The following is a 16766-nucleotide window of genomic DNA, read 5'->3' as shown; positions in this document are numbered from 1 at the left end:
GCGCGGAGCGCGGTGTACCCGACGTCGGGGAGAGGCACGCGGACGGTCGTCAGAGGCGGCGTGACGTCGCGCCCCGTCGGGATGTCGTCGAAGCCGGCGAGCGCGGCGCAGCCGATGCCGGCGACGAACAGGGGCGGCAGCGCCCAGGTGACCACGACGACGAAGGCGGCCGTGGCGAGGAGGTACAGGGTCCCGACGAGGTCGCCGCGGGCGGCATCCGGGATCGATCGGATCGCGCCCCGCCAGCCGAGTGCGGGGCTCCAGGCCCCGGCGGCGAGGAGCAGCGCGACGGCGAGCGCCGCGAGTCCCGCCCAGCCGACCGCCTCGACGACGGCACCGCCCGGGAGGAAGCCCGATCGGGCCAGGTCGATGTCGAGCAGCAGGATGAGCGCCGTGACGACGGTCACGAGCCCGACGACCGCGCCCGGCAACAGACCGGCACGCACGTCCGCCCAGAACAGGGCGAGCCTCGAGTCGTCAGCGGCGACATAGCGTCGCAGGTGCCGCACTCCGGCCGCGAGCGCGATCGGAAGGGTGACGACGGCGAGCGAGACGACGCCGATGAGGAGCCCGATCAGCAGCACCTCGCCGAGCAGGGCGAACGCCCCGGCAGCACCCGGATGCCGCAGCTGCGGGCGCGCGTCGAGAGTCGGACCGCTGCCGGAACGGTCGGCCCTCACCGCTGCGCGCTGTTCGCGCCGCGTGCGCGGACGCTCGTCGGTCGACATCGCTAGCCCTTCAGACCCTGCGTGGCCACGCCGTCGACCAGGAACTTCTGGAAGACGATGAAGAACAGCAGGATCGGCACCAGCGCGATGAACGAAGCCGTCACCGTCGCCCCGTAGTCGCTCGACGAGGTCTGGTCGTTGTAGAGGCGGAGCGCGATCGGCAGCGGGTAGTTCTCGGGGCTCGTGAGGTACAGCAGCGGCCCGAGGAAGTCGTTCCACGCCCAGATGAAGCTGAAGATCGCGCACGTGATGAGCGCCGGCTTGATGAGCGGGAGGATGATCGACCAGAAGATGCGGAGGTGCCCCGCGCCGTCGATCTTCGCGGCCTCGTCCATGTCGCGCGGCATCTGCCGGATGAACTGCACCAGGAGGAAGACGAAGAACGCCTCGGTCGCGAGGAACTTCGGCAGCAGCAGCGGCCAGTAGGTGTCGACCATCCCGAGATTGTTGAAGATGATGTACTGCGGGATGATCACGACGTGGAACGGCAGCAGCAGCGTGCCGATCATGGCGGCGAACAGGATGCCGAGGCCCTTGAACTGCAGGCGGGCGAAGGCGTAGGCCGCGAGCGCCGACGAGAGCACCGTTCCGATGACCGAGACGCCGGCGATCAGCAGCGAGTTGGCGAAGAACCGCCACATCGGGACGCCGGCGATGCCCTCGGCGACCTTGATGTAGTTGTCGATCGTCGGCGCGTTCGGCAGCAGGCCCATGTTCTGGCCGAACTCGCTGTTGGGCTTGAAGGTCGACAGCAGCAGCCAGACCAGCGGGTAGAGCACGACCGCGGTGATGACGATGAGGACGGCGAACCAGACGATCGTCTGCCAGGTCTTGCGCTTCACGCGGCGCCGGGCGGGCGGCATCGGCGTGGTCTGCTGCTCGGCGAAGATGGCCTCGCTCGTGAGCGGTGAGGTGGGTGACGTGGTCATCGGTTGTCTCCCGAGTAGTGCACCCACGACTTCTGGGTGCGGAAGAGGATGAGGGCGATGATGGCGACGACGACGAGCAGGACCCACGCGATCGCAGCGGCGTAGCCCATGCGGCCGTCGGCGAAACCGGTCTTGTAGAGGTAGACCGTGATGAAGTTCGTCATCCCGGCGGGGCCGCCGGTGCCGTTGGAGATGATGTAGGCCGACCCGAAGACCTGGAACGCTCCGATGAGGCCGAGCAGCAGGTTGAAGAAGATGACGGGCGAGAGCATCGGCACCGTCACGGCGCGGAAGCGGCGCAGGGCGTTGGCGCCGTCCATCTCGGCCGCCTCGTACAGCTCCTTCGGGATCTGCTTGAGGCCGGCGAGGAAGATGACCATCGTGGCGCCGAACTGCCAGACGGCCAGGAGGATCATCATGGGCAGGATGAGGCCGGGGTTTCCGATCCAGCCGCCGAGGTCGATGCCGAAGACGTTCAGGCCGTTGTCGACGGGACCGTTCGTGGCGAACATGGCGCGCCACACGATCGCGACCGAGACCGAGGCGCCGATGAGCGAGGGAGCGTAGAAGGCCGAGCGGAAGAAGGCGGCACCCTTGTCGCGGTAGTTCAGCAGCAGGGCGATCAGCAGCGCCGCGATGAGCGAGATCGGCGTGCCGACCAGCACGTAGATCAAGGTGATCTGCGCCGACTGCATGAAGCTCGGGTCGTTGGTGAAGAGCCGGATGTAGTTGTCGAGGCCGATCCACTTGGGCGGCGCGAAGATGTTGTAGCTCGTGAACGACAGGTACAGCGAGTACGCCATCGGCACGAGCGTGAGCCCGAAGAACCCGACGAGCCACGGCAGGAGGAAGCCGTACCCCGCGATGGTCTCGCGGGCCGCGCGCTTGCGGGCGCCGGGGCGATCGAGGTGTTCGGGGCGCTGCTTCCGGACGAGGCCGCGGCGCGGCGACTCCTTGGTGACGATCACCCGTGTGGCGGTAGTGGTCACGATGCTCCTGAGGATGCGGGGAGGATGCGGGCCCGCGGGCCGGCGCTGCGCACCGGCCCGCGGCAACGGGTCATCCGTTGAGGGTGATGTCCATCTGCGAGAAGAAGCGGTCGACGGCGTCGTCGACGGTGATGGTGCCGAAGGCCAGCTCGGTGCCGAGCTTGCGGAACTCCTCCTCGATCGTGCCGTAGCCGACGATCGGCACCGGCGGGGCGTCGCCCAGGCGGTCGGCGATCGATTCCTCGTACTCCTTGACCTGCTGGCTCAGCGGGTCGAGGTCGGCCGCGTCGAGCGCGGTCTGCGAGGCGGGGAGCCCGCGGTTCGTGCCGAAGATCTCACCCGACTGGGGCGAGTTGACGAGGAAGTTCACGAGCGTCGCCGCGGCGGCGGGGTGCTCGGTCTTCGCCGAGATCGTGTGGAGCATCGAGGGCTTGAGGTACAGGTCCTTCGCACCCTCCTTCGTGACCGGCGGGGCGACGAGGCCGAGCTCGGTGTAGCCCTCGCCGAGGTTGCCGAGGTACCCGCCGCCGAAGTTGTCCCACGTCAGCTCGCTCGCCGTCAGCGCGGCGTCGAAGCCCGAGAGCGGCAGGGCCTCTTCGAGGCGCTGCTGCCCGATGACAGCACCGCTCTCGCGGAGCTCGGCGCCGTCCTCCCAGAACTCGGTGAGTCGCTCTTTGTCGAAGCCGGGCTCGCCGTCCTCGTCGAACAGCTGCGAGCCCTCGGAGCGCAGCTGCAGCTCGAAGTTCTGGATGCGGCCGGTGTAGTCCGTGCCGCCCCAGTACGCACCGCCCGACGCGTCGGTGACGCTCGCGATCCACTCGGAGTAGTCGTCCCACGACCCGCCGGCGAAGTCCGCCACGCCCGCCTGCTCGAGCAGCTTCGGGTTGGTGAACATGCCCCAGGCGTTCGTCGAGGTCGCGATGCCGTAGGTCGTGTCGCCGACGACGCCGATGTCGAGGATGTTCTGCGGGAGCGCGTCGGTCTCGATGATGTCGCCGAGATAGGGCTCGAGGTCGAGCAGGAGGTTGTTCTCGGAGTACTGGCGCAGGTACGAGTAGTCGAACTGCATGACATCCGGAAGCCCACCGCCCGCGGCCTCGGTCTGACGCTTCTCCCAGAACTCCGGGAAGGTCAGGAAGGTCGCGTTGACCGTGATGTTCGGGTATTCCTCGTTGAACGCCTCGATGGCCTCGTTGTAGAGCTGCGCGCGAACGTCGTTGCCCCAGAACGCCAGGTTCAGGGTGACTTTCTCGTCGGGGTCGAAAGTCGCGTCGGCGGCCGGCGTGGCGCCGCCGGCGCAGCCCGCCAGGGTGAGCGCTGCGCCCGTCGCGATGGCGACCGTTGCCAGTGCCCGCTTTCTGCTGAACATCATTGTCCTCTCTGCCGAACGTCGTCGTCTCGGTGCGCGCGAACGTCCATTGTCCGTGTGTGCAGGTGCGCTGCCCCGCGTTCGGGAAAGCGCTTGCCGGCAACGGTACTACGCGATGAAACGTTTCGCAAGAAACTCGGGGGAACCGATTCCGACCCGTGATCCCGCGACTGTTACCGGTCTCAGTGCGACGACTCAGCCTCGCACACCAGGCGGCCCGCGTCGACACGCAGCCGCACACGGTAGACGGCGCACCGGCGGGCTTCGACGTCGGTCGCCGCAGCCCCGTCGCCACCGGCATCCGGAGTGGTGGCCGGCTGCGCGAAGAAGTAGTACCAGAGCGTGTCACCGTCGCGGACCGGGGCGCCGTGGTGCCCGAAGCCCCGGCCAGGCACCGCGCCGGCACCGAGCACGACGTCGTCGGGGCCGCCCTGTCGCACCCAGTGGACGGTGTCGTCCGAGACGAAGACGCCCATCCCCCGCCACTCGTCGACGATCATCCACCATCTCCCGTCGAGCTCGAAGGCGCTGGGGCCCTCGTGCGGACGTCCGTCGATCGCGATGCCGCCGTCGCTCCACGACTCGAGATCGTCCGACACGGCGACGCGGGTGATCGACTCGGAAGTCTCGTCCTTGTACCAGAGCCGCCATCTCGCGTCGGGGCCGCGGGCGACGCCGGCGTCGATGACGCGGTCGCTCGCGAGATCGAGTGGTCCGAGCCGGTGCCACGACACCAGGTCGGACGAGCGGTACGCGACGATCGTGCGGGCGTGCCCCGGCCAGCGGTCGGGCACGCCGTCGATCTCGGTCAGGTACATCCGCCATCCGGTGCCGTCGAAGACGACCTCGGGAGCCCAGTGCGTGCGGTCGACGTCTGCCGGGGGCGGCCCGGCGGTCAGTCCGAGCCCGCCGCCATCCGGTTCGAGCGTGCCCGCGTAGTGCCAATCGACCCCGTCGCGCGATCGAGCGACGCCGATGCGCGAGCCATGCACCCACGAGACGCCCGGCCCGGGGTCGGGATGCGTCGCCCGTCGCTGCGTGTAGAACATCCACCAGCCGCCGCCCGGCTCGATGACGACGACCGGATCGGTCGCCCCGTCGTACACCGGGTCGCGGTAGATCTCCCTGAGCATGAGTTCTCCTGTCGTGAACCCGTCGACTCGCCACGAACTGCGGATGCGGGGGTACCGGCATCCGCATGTCCTGGCGAGTCGACGGAGGGGTGGGGGGGTCAGGACTGGGTCGCGTGGAGGTGGGCGTAGCGGCCTGCGGCGGCCAGCAGGTCGTTATGCGAGCCCTGCTCGACGATGCGCCCGCGCTCGAGGACGACGATGCGGTCGGCCTGACGGATCGTCGAGAGACGGTGAGCGACGACGAGGGTCGTGCGGCCGGTCATGAGCCGCGCGAGAGCTTCTTTCACGAGCTCCTCCGACTCGGGATCCAGCGCCGAGGTCGCCTCATCCAGCAGCAGGATGCGGGGGTCGCGGACGAGCGCACGCGCGATCGCGAGCCGCTGCCGCTGCCCGCCCGACAGGCGCGCTCCCCGCTCGCCGACCACGGTGTCCCAGCCGTCCGGCTGGTCGCTGACGAACTCCCACGCGTTGGCGTCGCGCAGCGCCCGCTCGATGCGCTCGTCGCTGACGTCCGGCAGCCCGTAGGCGACGTTCTCGCGGATCGTGCCCTCGAAGAGCACCGACTCCTGCGGCACGACCGACACGGCGCGGCGCACCGAGCGCAGGTCGAGTTCCTGCACATCGGACCCGTCGATCGTCAGGCGCCCGCTCGTCGCACGCACGAACCCGAGCACGAGGTTGAGCAGCGTGGACTTCCCCGACCCCGACGAGCCGACGAATGCGTAGGTGCGGCCCGCGGGGATGTGCAGGTCGATCTCGTGCAGCGCGTCGTCGCTCGCCCCCGCGTAGCGGTGGCCGGCTCGCTCGAGGCGGATGTCGCCGACGACACGATCCACGCGGCGCTTGCCCTCGTTCTGCTCGAGGTCGGGCTCCTGCAGCACCTCGGCGATCGAGCGCACCGATTCGAGTCCGCGCGCCCCGACCGGGATGAGCATGAGCAGCTGCGTGAGCCCCTGCGTGAGCAGCGTGAAGTATGTCGAGAGCAGCACGACCTCTCCGGGAGAGATCGGCAGGATGCCGGTGAGCGAGAACACCGCGGCGAGCACGAGGCATCCGACGCCGAGCAGCTGCATCGCCACCCACGAGATCGAGGCGACGTGGCCGTTCAGCATGTCGAGGTGCAGCCCCGCGCGCCTCACCCCCTCGGCGCCGCGCGAGACGCGGGTGACGGCCGTCTCCTCGAGGCCGTGCGCACGCGTGACCGGGATGAGCGAGGCCATCTCGCCCACCCGTGCCGAGAACACCTCGACCTCGCGCCGGAAGACGGCGTTGCGCTCGCGCGACCGGTTTCGCATGCCGTACCGGATGCCGATCGCGATCGGCACCGCGAGGGCGTAGACCGGCAGGAACTGGGGCACCGCGATCGCGGTCATCGTGAGGGCGCCGATCATGACCATCGTCGCCGAGAGCAGCGGGTGCGTGACCTGCTGCAGCATGAGCTCGACGTTCTCGACGTCGCGCACGACCTTGGTCTGCACGATCGACGAGCTGACGCGGGAGTGATATCCGATCGACAGGCTCTGCAGCCGCGCGGCGAGCGCGTTGCGCAGGTCGGCGCCGGTGTCGCGCACGACGGTCATGAAGCTGCGCGTGTAGAGGATGTGGTTCGGGTAGTTCTGCAGCAGCAGGGCCGCGGCGAGCAGGAACCACCCGATGACCGCGCTGACCTCTCCCCCGCTCGCGACGATGTCGATGATCGCCGCCGTGATGACCGGCAGGAACCACATCGGGATCTCTTTCAACGCGAAGGCGCCGATCGCGACGCCCATGCGCCCAGGACGCCGCGCGAGCAGCCGCAGGACGGATCGTGCCGGACGAGCGCCGTCGATCAGGTCCGCGGGATGGGAAAGCGGTTTCCGAGTCACGCGTCCATGCTAGGCGCAGGTCGCGCTGCCGCAAACCCCTCGGCGCGGATCAGCCGGCCGCCTGCGCGATCCGGTCGACGAACAGCTGCGTCGCCTGCGGCACGTAGTCCGCGCTCGTCTCGGGATCCCAGCCCACGAGGGCGAGAACGTTCTGCCCGGTGCGCACCGTCGCGCCGACGAGGGCGAAGGGCGACCCGCCGACGTCTCCGGTCACCCGCCACCCCTGCACGTCATCCGCTCCCGTCACGGCCAGATCGAACGGCTCGACCGCTGTCGTGACCGGCACCCCCTGCATGGCGAACAGCTCCTGACCGTCTGCGCAGCGCGCGATCGCGTCGTCGGCCTGGGCCACGAGCGCCTCGGCAGCCGCCTCGTCGGCCGCTGACGCCACGACCGCCGTCATCGACCGATCGTTGCTCGTGCCCCATTCGACGGCATCGCCCGCCGATTCCCACCCGGCACCGAAGGGAGCGAGACACGCGGCATCCGAGACCGTCAGCCCGGGGTAGATCGACTCGAGCATCGCGGCGATCGTGTCGTACTGGGCCGGGCGGAACTGGATGCCGCTGAACAGGTCGGCGAGCTCGGCACGGTCGAGGGAACCGGATGCCGCAGCGGGCGCCGACGTCGACGGTGACGGTGAGGCCGCGGTGGTCTCGGGCGCGGCGCTCGAGGCCGCTCCGCTCTGATCCCCCGCCGGCGAGCAGCCCGTCAGCGCGGCGAGTCCGAGGGCCGCGACGACGAGGCCGGCGTGCAGCCGCGTGCGCGGAAGACGGGATGCGGGTGATGCCATGGCGGTTCTCCTCGGATCGGTGTGCCTCGACGCTAACGCGCGCCACGCCCGCCCGTCGCGGACAGCACTCCCCATCGACGCCCCGCGCGCCCTACCGTAGGGTGTCGCGCCACCGCATCCTCCGTGAGACCCCTGCGTTATCCAGGATGCGCACGGGAAAGCGCTTGCTGTCATGATGGGAGCGACGTCAGGAGAAACGGATGCCACGCACCACCACCATCGCCCTCGTCGGCGTCCACGGCTACGGAACCGTGCACCTCGACAACCTCCGCCGCCTGGGCGATCGCGTGCGGCTCGTCGCGGCAGCCGACCCCCGCCCGCCGGCACCGGGCGCCCTGCCCGAGCACACGCGCGTCTTCGCAGACCTGCCGGCCCTGCTCGCCGCGACCGACGACATCGACGTCGTCATCGTGGCGACCCCGCTCCACACCCACCTCGAGCTCGCGCGCACGGTCGTGGGCCGCGGCATCGACCTCTACCTCGAGAAGCCGCCGGTGCTGACGCTCGCCGACCTCCGCGTGCTCCAGGAGGCCGCCGCAACCTCGGGCGCGCGGGTGCAGGTGGGCTTCCAGAGCCTCGGATCGCGTGCGCTTCGAGCCTTCGCCGAGGACCGCTTCGACCTCGGGCCCATCCGCGCGATCGGGGCGGTCGGGCTCTGGGCACGCGACCGCGCGTACTGGGAGCGCAGCCGGTGGGCCGGGCGCCGCGAGCTCGACGGCGTCGCCGTCGTCGACGGCGTCACGACCAACCCTCTCGCCCACGCCACCGCGACGGCGCTGGCGATCGCCGGGACGACGACCGTCGCCGACGTCACCCAGGTCACCGCCGATCTGTACCGCGCGAACGCCATCGAGGGCGATGACACGAGCCTGCTGCGCGTGTCGACGACGCGCGGCGTCCGGGTCACCGCCGGGCTGACGCTGTGCGCGGACGAACAGGTCGACCCCTACGTCGAGGTGCACGGGCGCCGCGGCTCCGCACGGTTCTTCTACACCGAGGACGTCGTCGAGGTCGACGGGCGAACCGAGCGCTTCGAGCGCGACGACCTCTTCGAGAACCTCCTCGACCACCGCGACGAAGGCGTCACCCTGCTGTCGCCGCTGTCGGCCTCCGGCGCCTTCGTCGCCGTCATCGACGCCGTGGGACGCACGGCGCCACTCGAGATCGATCCCGCGTTCGTCACTCCCCGAGGTGACGGTCCCGCGCGCCGGCTCGTCGTCGACGGCATCGAGGACGCGGTCGTCCGCGCCGTCGACGCCGAGGCGACCTTCGCCGAGCTGCACCTCCCCTGGGCGCGGCGCACGGTTCACGAGGTCGTGCTGACGCTGCCCAGCACCGGATCGCCGCTGGCCGAGCTCGTCGACGGCGCAGGTACCGCACGCTCGTCGAGCCCGCGACCCTACCTGCATCCGATCCGCACCCCGGGTGGCGTGGTCGTCACCGATCACCACCCCGCCGATCACGACTGGCACCTCGGCGTCAGCGTCGCGCTGCAGGATGTCGACGGCACCAACTTCTGGGGCGGCCGCACCTACACGCCGGGTCAGGACTACATCTGGCGAGACGACCACGGCCGCATCGAGATCGTTCGCGTCGAGCACCTCGCGGACGGCGCAGTGCTCGACATGCGCTGGATCGGCCCGGACGGCGGAGTCGTGGTGCGCGAGCGTCGCGAGCTGCGGGTGATGCACCGAGACGACCGATCCGCCGTGATCGCACTGTCGTTCGAGCTGGCGCCGGCGGGCGATCGCACCGTGATGCTCGGCGGACCCGGGAGCAACGGGCGCATCGGAGGCGGCTACGGCGGGCTCGCCTGGCGGCTTCCCGCCTGTGCCGACATCGACGTGCGCACACCGTCGGCTCGCGGCGAGGAAGCAGTGCACGGGACGGTCGCGCCGTGGCTCGCGTGGTCGGCGGCCTTCGCCTATCCGACCGATGGCCGGCCGGCAGAGGCGACCGTCGCGCTGGCCCCCGCCGACGACGCCTCGGCCGCCGATCCGTGGTTCGTCCGGGTGGCGGGGTACCCCGGCATCGGCGCGGCCCTCGCCTGGGACCGCGCGGTCGCGGCATCCCCCGACGCCCCGGTCCGTCGGGCGTACCGGCTGCTCGTGGCCGACGGCCGCCTGACCGACGCGGAGGTCGGAGCGCTCCTGACCTGAGCCGGAGCGCTCGGCGCCCGAGCCGGCGCCAGCGCCGGCGCCGGTCGCCGCCTACTTGATGCCGGTCGTGGCGATGCCGCGGATGAGGAAGCGCTGACCGAATAGGAAGGCCAGGAAGACCGGTACGAGCGAGACCACCGACATCGCGAACATGCCGCCGAAGTTCGAGGCCCCCTGCGCCGACATGAACTGGCGGAGCGCGAGCGGCACGGTGAAGAGGTCGGGGTTGTTCAGGTAGATCAGCGCCCCGAAGAAGTCGTTCCACACCCAGACGAAGGTGAAGATCGCGGTCGTCGCGAGGGCCGGAGTCATCATCGGCAGCAGGATCTGCAGGAAGATGCGGGCGTGCCCGGCGCCGTCGATGCGCGCCGCCTCGTCGAGCTCGCGCGGGATGCCGCGGATGAACTGCACCATCAAGAAGATGAAGAACGCGTCGGTCGCGAGGGCCTTCGGCAGGATGAGCGGCCAGAAAGTGTTCACGAGCCCGAGCTGACTGAACATGATGTACTGCGGCACGATGACGATGTGCACGGGCAGCATGATCGTCACGAGCATGATCGCGAAGAGCGTGCGCTTGAAGTGGAAGTTCAGGCGAGCGAAGGCGTAGGCGGCCATCGTGCACGACACGAGATTGCCGATGATCGACCCCGCGACGACGACGAGCGAGTTCCACAGGTAGGTGCCGAACGAGGGCGAGAGGGCGTTCCACCCCTCGATGTAGTTGTCGACCTCGAAGGACAGCGGCCATAGGCCCGGCAGCCGGAAGATCTCGTCGTTGGGCCGCAGCGAGCTGACGATCATCCACAGCAGCGGGTAGAGCATCAGCAGCGAGGTCGCGATGAGGAAGACGTGCCGTGCGAGTGCGCCCGCCCGGCTCCGCCGACCGAGGCCCAGCTCCTCGCGCCGCCGCGCCCGCTGGCGCTCGCGGGCGTCCTTGCGGTCGGCGGTCGTGATCAGTTCAGTCGTCATAGAACACCCACAGCTTGGAGAGAGCGAAGTTCACGGCGGTGAAGCCCGCGATGATGGCCACCAGCAGCCAGGCCATGGCCGAGGCGTAGCCCATGTCGAACGCCGTGAACCCCTTCTGGTAGAGGTACAGCGTGTAGAAGAGCGTCGAGTCGGACGGTCCGCCCGATCCGTTCGAGATGATGAACGCCTGGGTGAAGGCCTGGAACGCTCCGATCATCGACAGGACGAGGTTGAAGAAGACGATCGGACTGAGCAGCGGCAGCGTGATCGAGAAGAACTGGCGGACGGATCCCGCGCCGTCCATCGCGGCGGCCTCGTAGTACATCACCGGGATCTGTCTCAGACCGGCGAGGAAGATGACCATCGGCGCACCGAAGCCCCACACGCTCAAGAGGATGATCGTCGACAGCGCCGTGTCGGGGTTCGAGATCCACCCGGGACCCTCGATGCCGAAGATCGCGAGGAACTGGTTGACGAGCCCGTCGACGCCGAAGATCTGCTTCCACAGGATCGCCACCGCGACCGAGGAGCCGAGCAGGGAGGGCAGGTAGAACATCGAGCGGTAGAACGCCAGCCCCCGCAGCCCCTTGTCGAGCAGCAGAGCGATGCCGAGTGCCGCGCCCATGGCGAGCGGGACGCCGACGAGGACGTACACGAACGTGACGCCGAGGGATGCCGCGAGGCGCGGGTCCTGAGCCATCCGGACGTAGTTGTCGATGCCGATGAACTCGGGGGCGTTGAAAAGGTCGTACTTCGTGAACGACAGGTACAGGGATGCCGCGATCGGCAACACGGTGACGAGTACGAGCCCGAGCAACCAGGGAGCGAGGAAGACCATCGCCGCCTTCGTGTCGCGCGGTTTCTCCCGCGCAGCCCGCCCGGCGGGACGCCGCAGCCGGGACAGCTCGCCGATGGCGCTCATCCGGTCCTCCTCGACACATCCATCGCTTCGTCGTCGAGCGATGCAGAGCGCTCAGAAAGCGCTTTCTGTGAAGATACACTATCGACGTGGACGCACAAGCGTTCCCCCCGATCGGAGCCACGATGACGTCGCCGGACACCTCGCCCACGCTCGCCCGCGACGCCGGTGCGGTCGATGCTCCCCACCCCTCCGGGCCCCTGGCCGGCTATGCCGACTGGCCCGCGTACCTCGAGCGCACGACACCGCATCGGCCGGGCGACGAGCGCGGCGACGCGCTCGCCCGCGCCCTCGGCGTGCGGAGGCCGTCCGCCGCCGACATCCGCGTCGAACACACCTGGTCGAACGACGGCGTCGACGGCTCGGAGCTGAGCTGGCAGCTGCCGTACGGACCGCGGACGCGGGCGTGGCTGCTGCGCCCGGCCGGCATCCGCTCGGCCCTTCCGGGCCTGCTCGCACTGCACTGCCACGGCGGAGTCCGCTCGGTCGGCGCGGAGCAGCTCGTCGAGACCGACCGCCACCCTCACCCGACCGCCGCCCGACTGCGACGCGACGTCTACGACGGTCGAGCCCCCGCGAACGACCTCGCGCGCGACGGATTCGCGGTGCTCGCGCACGACACGTTCTCGTGGGGCAGCCGCGCGTTCGACCTGACCGGACCGACGCCGCGCCTGGCCGAGCACATCGCGGCCCGCGAGGCGCTCTGGCGCGAACGCGGCGAGGACCCCAGCGCCGCAGACCGGTTCGACGCGATCTCGACGCTGCACGAGGACTCGCTCGCCAAGGCCGCCGGAATGCTCGGGTCGAGCCTCGCCGGGGCCGTCGCGAGCGACGACCTCGCGGCCCTCGCCGTCCTCGCCGAGCTGCCGGGGGTCGACCCTGCTCGGCTCGGCACCTTCGGACTGTCGGGCGGCGGCGGACGGGCGGTGCTCGCGGCAGCGTTGGATCGACGCATCTCGGCGACCGTCGTCACCTGCATGATGGCGACGTTCGCCTCACTCGTCCCCGCCGAGATCGACACCCATTCGTGGTTGCTGCACAGTCCCGGCATCCGGTCGGCGGGAGACTGGCCCGAGCTCGCTCGACCGGGGCGCGGACAGTCGGTGCTCGTGCAGTACGGCCGATACGATCCCCTCTTCCCCGCAGCCGGGATGCAGGCGGCCGACGCGGCTCTGGCCGGCTCGGCGGGCTACGCCGGGTCGTTCCACGACGCGGGGCACGTCTCTTCGGCGGCGATGCAGGACGAGGCGCGTGCTTTCCTGGCCGATCGACTCCGCGCCTGACGTCGCTCGAGTGCGTCGTTGACTTTGCCGACGGCGGGCGTTAACGTCCGTCAGTAAGCGTTTTCTCACGGTCGAGAAGCGCTATCGAGAAAACGCTTCCGCAGCGGCCGACGTCGAAGCAGACGACGACACCGCGACGCACCCGCCCGAGAGGACCTCCCATGAACAACCGACGACTCCTCGCCCTCGCCGCCGCCGGCGTCGCGATCGCCGTCTCGCTGTCCGGATGCGCCGCAGGCGCCGGCGGTGGCGACGACGAGAAGATCACCCTGCGCTTCGCCTGGTGGGGCAGCGACGAGCTCAACGCCATCAAGGACGAGCAGATCGCCCTCTTCGAGAAGGCCCACCCGAACATCACCGTCGCGGGCGAGCCCAGCGAGTACAACGGCTACTACGACAAGCTCGCCACCCAGGTCGCCGGCGGCGGCGCCCCGGACGCCCTGCAGATCACGTACGACGCCCTCCCCCTGTACGTGGCCAAGAACGCGATCGCCGACATCTCCAGCGACGTCGACCAGGACTCCTTCACGCCCGGCTCCCTCGATGCGGGCATCATCGACGGCAAGCTCTACGCCCTGCCGACGGGTGTCGGCTCACGCGGCATCATCGTCAACCCCGCCGTGTTCGAGGCCGCAGGCGTGCCGCTGCCCGACGACACGACCTGGACCTGGGACGACTACATCGACATCGCCACCCAGATCTCCGAGAAGAGCGGCGACGGCGTCTACGGGTCGGCTCAGATCGCCAACGACCAGTCGCTCATGGCCTTCGCACGCCAGAACGGCGAAGACCTCTACACCGCCGACGGCGAGTTCGGCGTGAGCGAGAAGACCGCGAACGAGTTCTTCACCTTCGCGAAGGAACTGCAAGCCAGCGGAGGATCGCCCGACGCCTCGACCGCGGCCGAGGACGCGTCAGCTTCCCTCGAGCAGAGCCTGATGGGGCAGGGGAAGATCGGCATGGCGTTCGCCCCGCTCAACTTCACGGGCATCTACGCCACGGCATCCGGTCAGGACCTCCAGATCCTCAATGTGCCCGGCGACAGCGCCGGCAAGGTCGGTCTCGTCATCCAGCCGACCGTGCAGTACGCCGTCTCGTCGAAGTCGAAGCACCCGCGCGAAGCCGCGATGCTCATCGACTTCCTCCTCAACAGCGACGAGGCCGGGCCCCTCAACAAGCTGACCCTGGGCATTCCCGCGACGCCCGCGGTGCTCGAGGCGATCACGCCGGAGTTCACGGACTCCGAGAAGGCTCAGGTCGCCTTCATCGATCGGCTGTCTGCCGCGGGTGGTGCACCCCAGAACCCGCTGGCGCTTCCCACGTCGCAGCTCGGACCGATCATCACCAAGCTGCTCGACGACGTCACGTTCGACAAGGCGACGCCGGCCGACGCCGCGTCCGAGCTCGTATCGCAGGTGCAGACCGCGCTCGACGCGAGCTGACGAGCGACACTCCGGCAGGGCCGGATGCGGGAACCTCAGCCCCCGCGTCCGGCCCTGTCTCGTGCGCGGCGCCGCCCCGCCGGAGCGCGCAGCCTCGCGCACGTCAGGCTGCGTCGCTAGCGTCATCCGCGTCGTCGCGTCAGGATGCGTCGAGCCAGCGGCGCTCGAACTCTTCCGCGCTGATCGGCGTGACGGCATCGTCGTCGTCTAGTTCCCGGGTCGTGGACGGTTGGTCCGACAGCATCCCCTGATCGTCGACATCGACGGCGCCGAAGCCGTACCGCCGCGGGCCCGCCGGTCGATCATCGATCTGCCGCACGACCCGCCAGAGGCCATCCGGTCCGGCCTCGAGCTGTTGATACTGCGCGAAACCAGCGAGGTCGGCATCGACGACGAGATAGCGGGCCATACTTCCATCATCACCGGAGGCGACGGGGGTGCGGGGGTCGGCGGGGCGGGGTGCGCGCGTCTCGGTCCGGAGTCCGCGGGGCCACGCAGGCTGTGGACAGTCGCGGCGCAATGTCGGAGGCCAGTGGCGATATTAGAACATGCATTCGAATGGTGGGCTCGGCGGCCGGGCAGGCGGCGGAATGGGCAGCGACGGTGACGTCGACGCCCTCGCGGCGCTCGTCGCGGATGCCGAGGGTGTTTCGGATGCCGCGCGAGCGGTGCAGATCCGTGAGGTTCGAGTGCTCGCCGCGGCCGGGGTGCTCGCGGAGAAGCAGGCCGCTGGAGCGTCGGAGAAGGTCAAGGCGCACGAGATGGCGCTTCGTGGAATCGCCGCGGAACTGGCCGGAGTGTTCGTCGCGACCGACCGGACCCTGCAACGCCGAATCGACGAAGCACGGGACCTCGTCGACAACTACCCGTTGACGATGGCGGCGTGGGAGACCGGACGCATCGTCCGAGGACACGTCCGGGTGATCCAAGAGATCGGGTGCATCGTGCCCGCGGACGACCGCGAGGACTTCGAGCGAGTCGCGATCGAGCGATGCGAGGGCGAGACGCCCAACCGGGTGCGGGCGGCGCTGCAGATGCTCGCGGAACGCATGCACCCGCGGACCTTCACCGAACGCCACGAGGAGGCCGCTGCGGGGCGGTGCGTGCAGGTGCGGACCGGAGCCGACGGCATGTCGGATCTCATCGCGACGCTGCCCACCGTGATCGCCGACGGGATCGTGGACCGACTGACCCGGCAGGCGCGCGAGATCATCAACGCGCGGGCGAAAGCCGATACCGCGGGCGCCGCCTCCGCGAGCGCTGACGCCCAGCTCGCCGCGGGCGCGACCGGCGCCGACGGTCTGACCGACCGCGCGGGCGCCGACGGGTCGTCGTTCGTCGGTGACACGCGCACGATCGACCAGGTTCGCGCCGACGTATTCAGCGATCTCCTCCTCACGGGAACACCTGGGCTCGACCCCACGGCAACCGGTGACGGGGACGGGCGCTCGGAGCGATCCGTGCGCACGTGCAGGTCGTCGTGTCGGCGCTGACCCTGATGGGTGAGGACGAGGGGCCGGCCGACCTGGCGGGCCGCTCCCCCATCGACGCCGCTACCGCACGCGAACTCGCCGGCAAGGCGGCCTCGTGGGACCGACTGCTCACCCATCCCGTCACCGGAACCGTGCTCGAATGCGACACGTACCGGCCGACCGCAGCGATGGTGCGGCTGCTACGGGCGAGGGACCGGCACTGCAGGTTCCCCGGATGCCGACAACCCGCCATCCGCTGCGAACTCGACCACACCATCGCCGCCTCCCACGGCGGCGCCACCCACGTGTGCAACCTCGCCAACCTCTGTAAGAGACACCACGACGTCAAACACCACACCCGATGGCGAGTCCGACAACTCGCGGGCGGGCGCCTGATATGGACCTCACCCACCGGACGGGTCTACCGCGAAGACGCCCCGCCACCACTCGTCGCATTCACCACCGCCGAGCCGCCCGGCAGCCCGGCCCCATCGGCGGCGCCGCGAGGGCGCCGGGACGGATCGCCGCCATTCTGACGCGCCATCGTCACGCACCACTCTCATGTGCGGCCCCATCGCGTCGCACATGCGGCCCCATCGCGTCGCACATGCCGCGCCGGTGCGCCGACCCCGCACGCCAGGGCCACCAGCGCGTGCGCGGCGCGATCCCGTCCGGACTCTGGCCGTGCCGGGCTTCGCCGGCGCGAGCGCGGGCGC

At 69.9% G+C, this 16766-nt stretch carries 15 protein-coding genes; 5 read left to right on the top strand and 10 right to left on the bottom strand.

The genetic code is table 11. From position 1 onward, the window contains the following. From CBF90_RS14975 to CBF90_RS14945, 7 genes are all read right to left on the bottom strand, one after another. On the bottom strand, window positions 1–728 hold a 728-nt coding region (locus tag CBF90_RS14975), incomplete at its 3' end, for a hypothetical protein (RefSeq protein ID WP_242435695.1). A 2-nt stretch (window positions 729–730) separates the two neighbouring features. After that, complete coding sequence (locus CBF90_RS14970) at window positions 731–1657, bottom strand: carbohydrate ABC transporter permease (protein WP_023952478.1); 927 nt, start codon at window positions 1655–1657, stop codon at window positions 731–733. Further along, window positions 1654–2646, bottom strand: a complete 993-nt coding sequence (locus CBF90_RS14965) for a carbohydrate ABC transporter permease (RefSeq protein ID WP_036304677.1) — start codon at window positions 2644–2646, stop codon at window positions 1654–1656. Before CBF90_RS14965 ends, CBF90_RS14970 begins: the two co-directional genes overlap by 4 nt. Window positions 2647–2716: 70 nt before the next feature. Then, window positions 2717–4015 carry an ABC transporter substrate-binding protein gene (locus CBF90_RS14960; RefSeq protein ID WP_023952480.1) on the bottom strand — a complete coding sequence of 433 codons (1299 nt, stop codon included), beginning with the start codon at window positions 4013–4015 and terminating at the stop codon, window positions 2717–2719. A gap of 182 nt (window positions 4016–4197) precedes the next feature. Further along, window positions 4198–5148, bottom strand: coding sequence for a hypothetical protein (locus tag CBF90_RS14955; RefSeq protein ID WP_088380976.1), 951 nt, complete (start codon window positions 5146–5148; stop codon window positions 4198–4200). A 98-nt stretch (window positions 5149–5246) separates the two neighbouring features. Continuing rightward, window positions 5247–7013: an ABC transporter ATP-binding protein gene (locus CBF90_RS14950; protein WP_088380975.1), complete on the bottom strand. Its 1767-nt coding sequence runs from the start codon at window positions 7011–7013 to the stop codon at window positions 5247–5249. Between the two features lie 49 nt (window positions 7014–7062). After that, window positions 7063–7806 (bottom strand): hypothetical protein, encoded by a 744-nt coding sequence (locus CBF90_RS14945; RefSeq protein ID WP_064956239.1) that lies wholly within the window; start codon window positions 7804–7806, stop codon window positions 7063–7065. A gap of 200 nt (window positions 7807–8006) precedes the next feature. Between CBF90_RS14945 and CBF90_RS14940 the strand changes: the two genes are divergently transcribed. Then, window positions 8007–9965: a DUF6807 family protein gene (locus CBF90_RS14940; protein ID WP_088380974.1), complete on the top strand. Its 1959-nt coding sequence runs from the start codon at window positions 8007–8009 to the stop codon at window positions 9963–9965. A gap of 51 nt (window positions 9966–10016) precedes the next feature. On the opposite strand, the gene CBF90_RS14935 is transcribed toward CBF90_RS14940, so the two are convergent. Together CBF90_RS14935 and CBF90_RS14930 are read right to left on the bottom strand one after the other, a co-directional pair. Continuing rightward, window positions 10017–10934, bottom strand: coding sequence for a carbohydrate ABC transporter permease (locus tag CBF90_RS14935; protein ID WP_023952489.1), 918 nt, complete (start codon window positions 10932–10934; stop codon window positions 10017–10019). Next, entirely contained in the window at window positions 10924–11856 is a 933-nt protein-coding gene (locus CBF90_RS14930) for a carbohydrate ABC transporter permease (protein ID WP_023952491.1), read from the bottom strand. The genes CBF90_RS14935 and CBF90_RS14930 overlap by 11 nt, the downstream gene beginning before the upstream one ends. 86 nt (window positions 11857–11942) lie before the next feature. Between CBF90_RS14930 and CBF90_RS14925 the strand changes: the two genes are divergently transcribed. Together CBF90_RS14925 and CBF90_RS14920 are read left to right on the top strand one after the other, a co-directional pair. Further along, window positions 11943–13136: an acetylxylan esterase gene (locus CBF90_RS14925; RefSeq protein ID WP_242435694.1), complete on the top strand. Its 1194-nt coding sequence runs from the start codon at window positions 11943–11945 to the stop codon at window positions 13134–13136. A gap of 161 nt (window positions 13137–13297) precedes the next feature. Next, the gene (locus tag CBF90_RS14920) at window positions 13298–14578 is read left to right on the top strand and encodes an ABC transporter substrate-binding protein (protein ID WP_064956241.1); all 1281 of its coding nucleotides are present in this window, start codon (window positions 13298–13300) and stop codon (window positions 14576–14578) included. A gap of 139 nt (window positions 14579–14717) precedes the next feature. Here CBF90_RS14920 and CBF90_RS14915 read toward each other — a convergent pair whose 3' ends face one another. Continuing rightward, window positions 14718–14987, bottom strand: a complete 270-nt coding sequence (locus CBF90_RS14915) for a hypothetical protein (RefSeq protein ID WP_023952497.1) — start codon at window positions 14985–14987, stop codon at window positions 14718–14720. 139 nt (window positions 14988–15126) lie between these two features. Between CBF90_RS14915 and CBF90_RS18840 the strand changes: the two genes are divergently transcribed. Further along, window positions 15127–16071 carry a DUF222 domain-containing protein gene (locus tag CBF90_RS18840; RefSeq protein WP_242435693.1) on the top strand — a complete coding sequence of 315 codons (945 nt, stop codon included), beginning with the start codon at window positions 15127–15129 and terminating at the stop codon, window positions 16069–16071. After that, window positions 16047–16586 (top strand): HNH endonuclease signature motif containing protein, encoded by a 540-nt coding sequence (locus CBF90_RS18835; protein ID WP_242435692.1) that lies wholly within the window; start codon window positions 16047–16049, stop codon window positions 16584–16586. Before CBF90_RS18840 ends, CBF90_RS18835 begins: the two co-directional genes overlap by 25 nt. Window positions 16587–16766: the final 180 nt, after the last annotated feature.

Origin of the sequence: Microbacterium sp. AISO3 (assembly GCF_002204305.1) — a bacterium.
Lineage (GTDB): Bacteria > Actinomycetota > Actinomycetes > Actinomycetales > Microbacteriaceae > Microbacterium > Microbacterium arborescens.
Note: the sequence above shows the minus strand (reverse complement) of the source record. Positions and strands in the feature narration are given on the sequence as shown.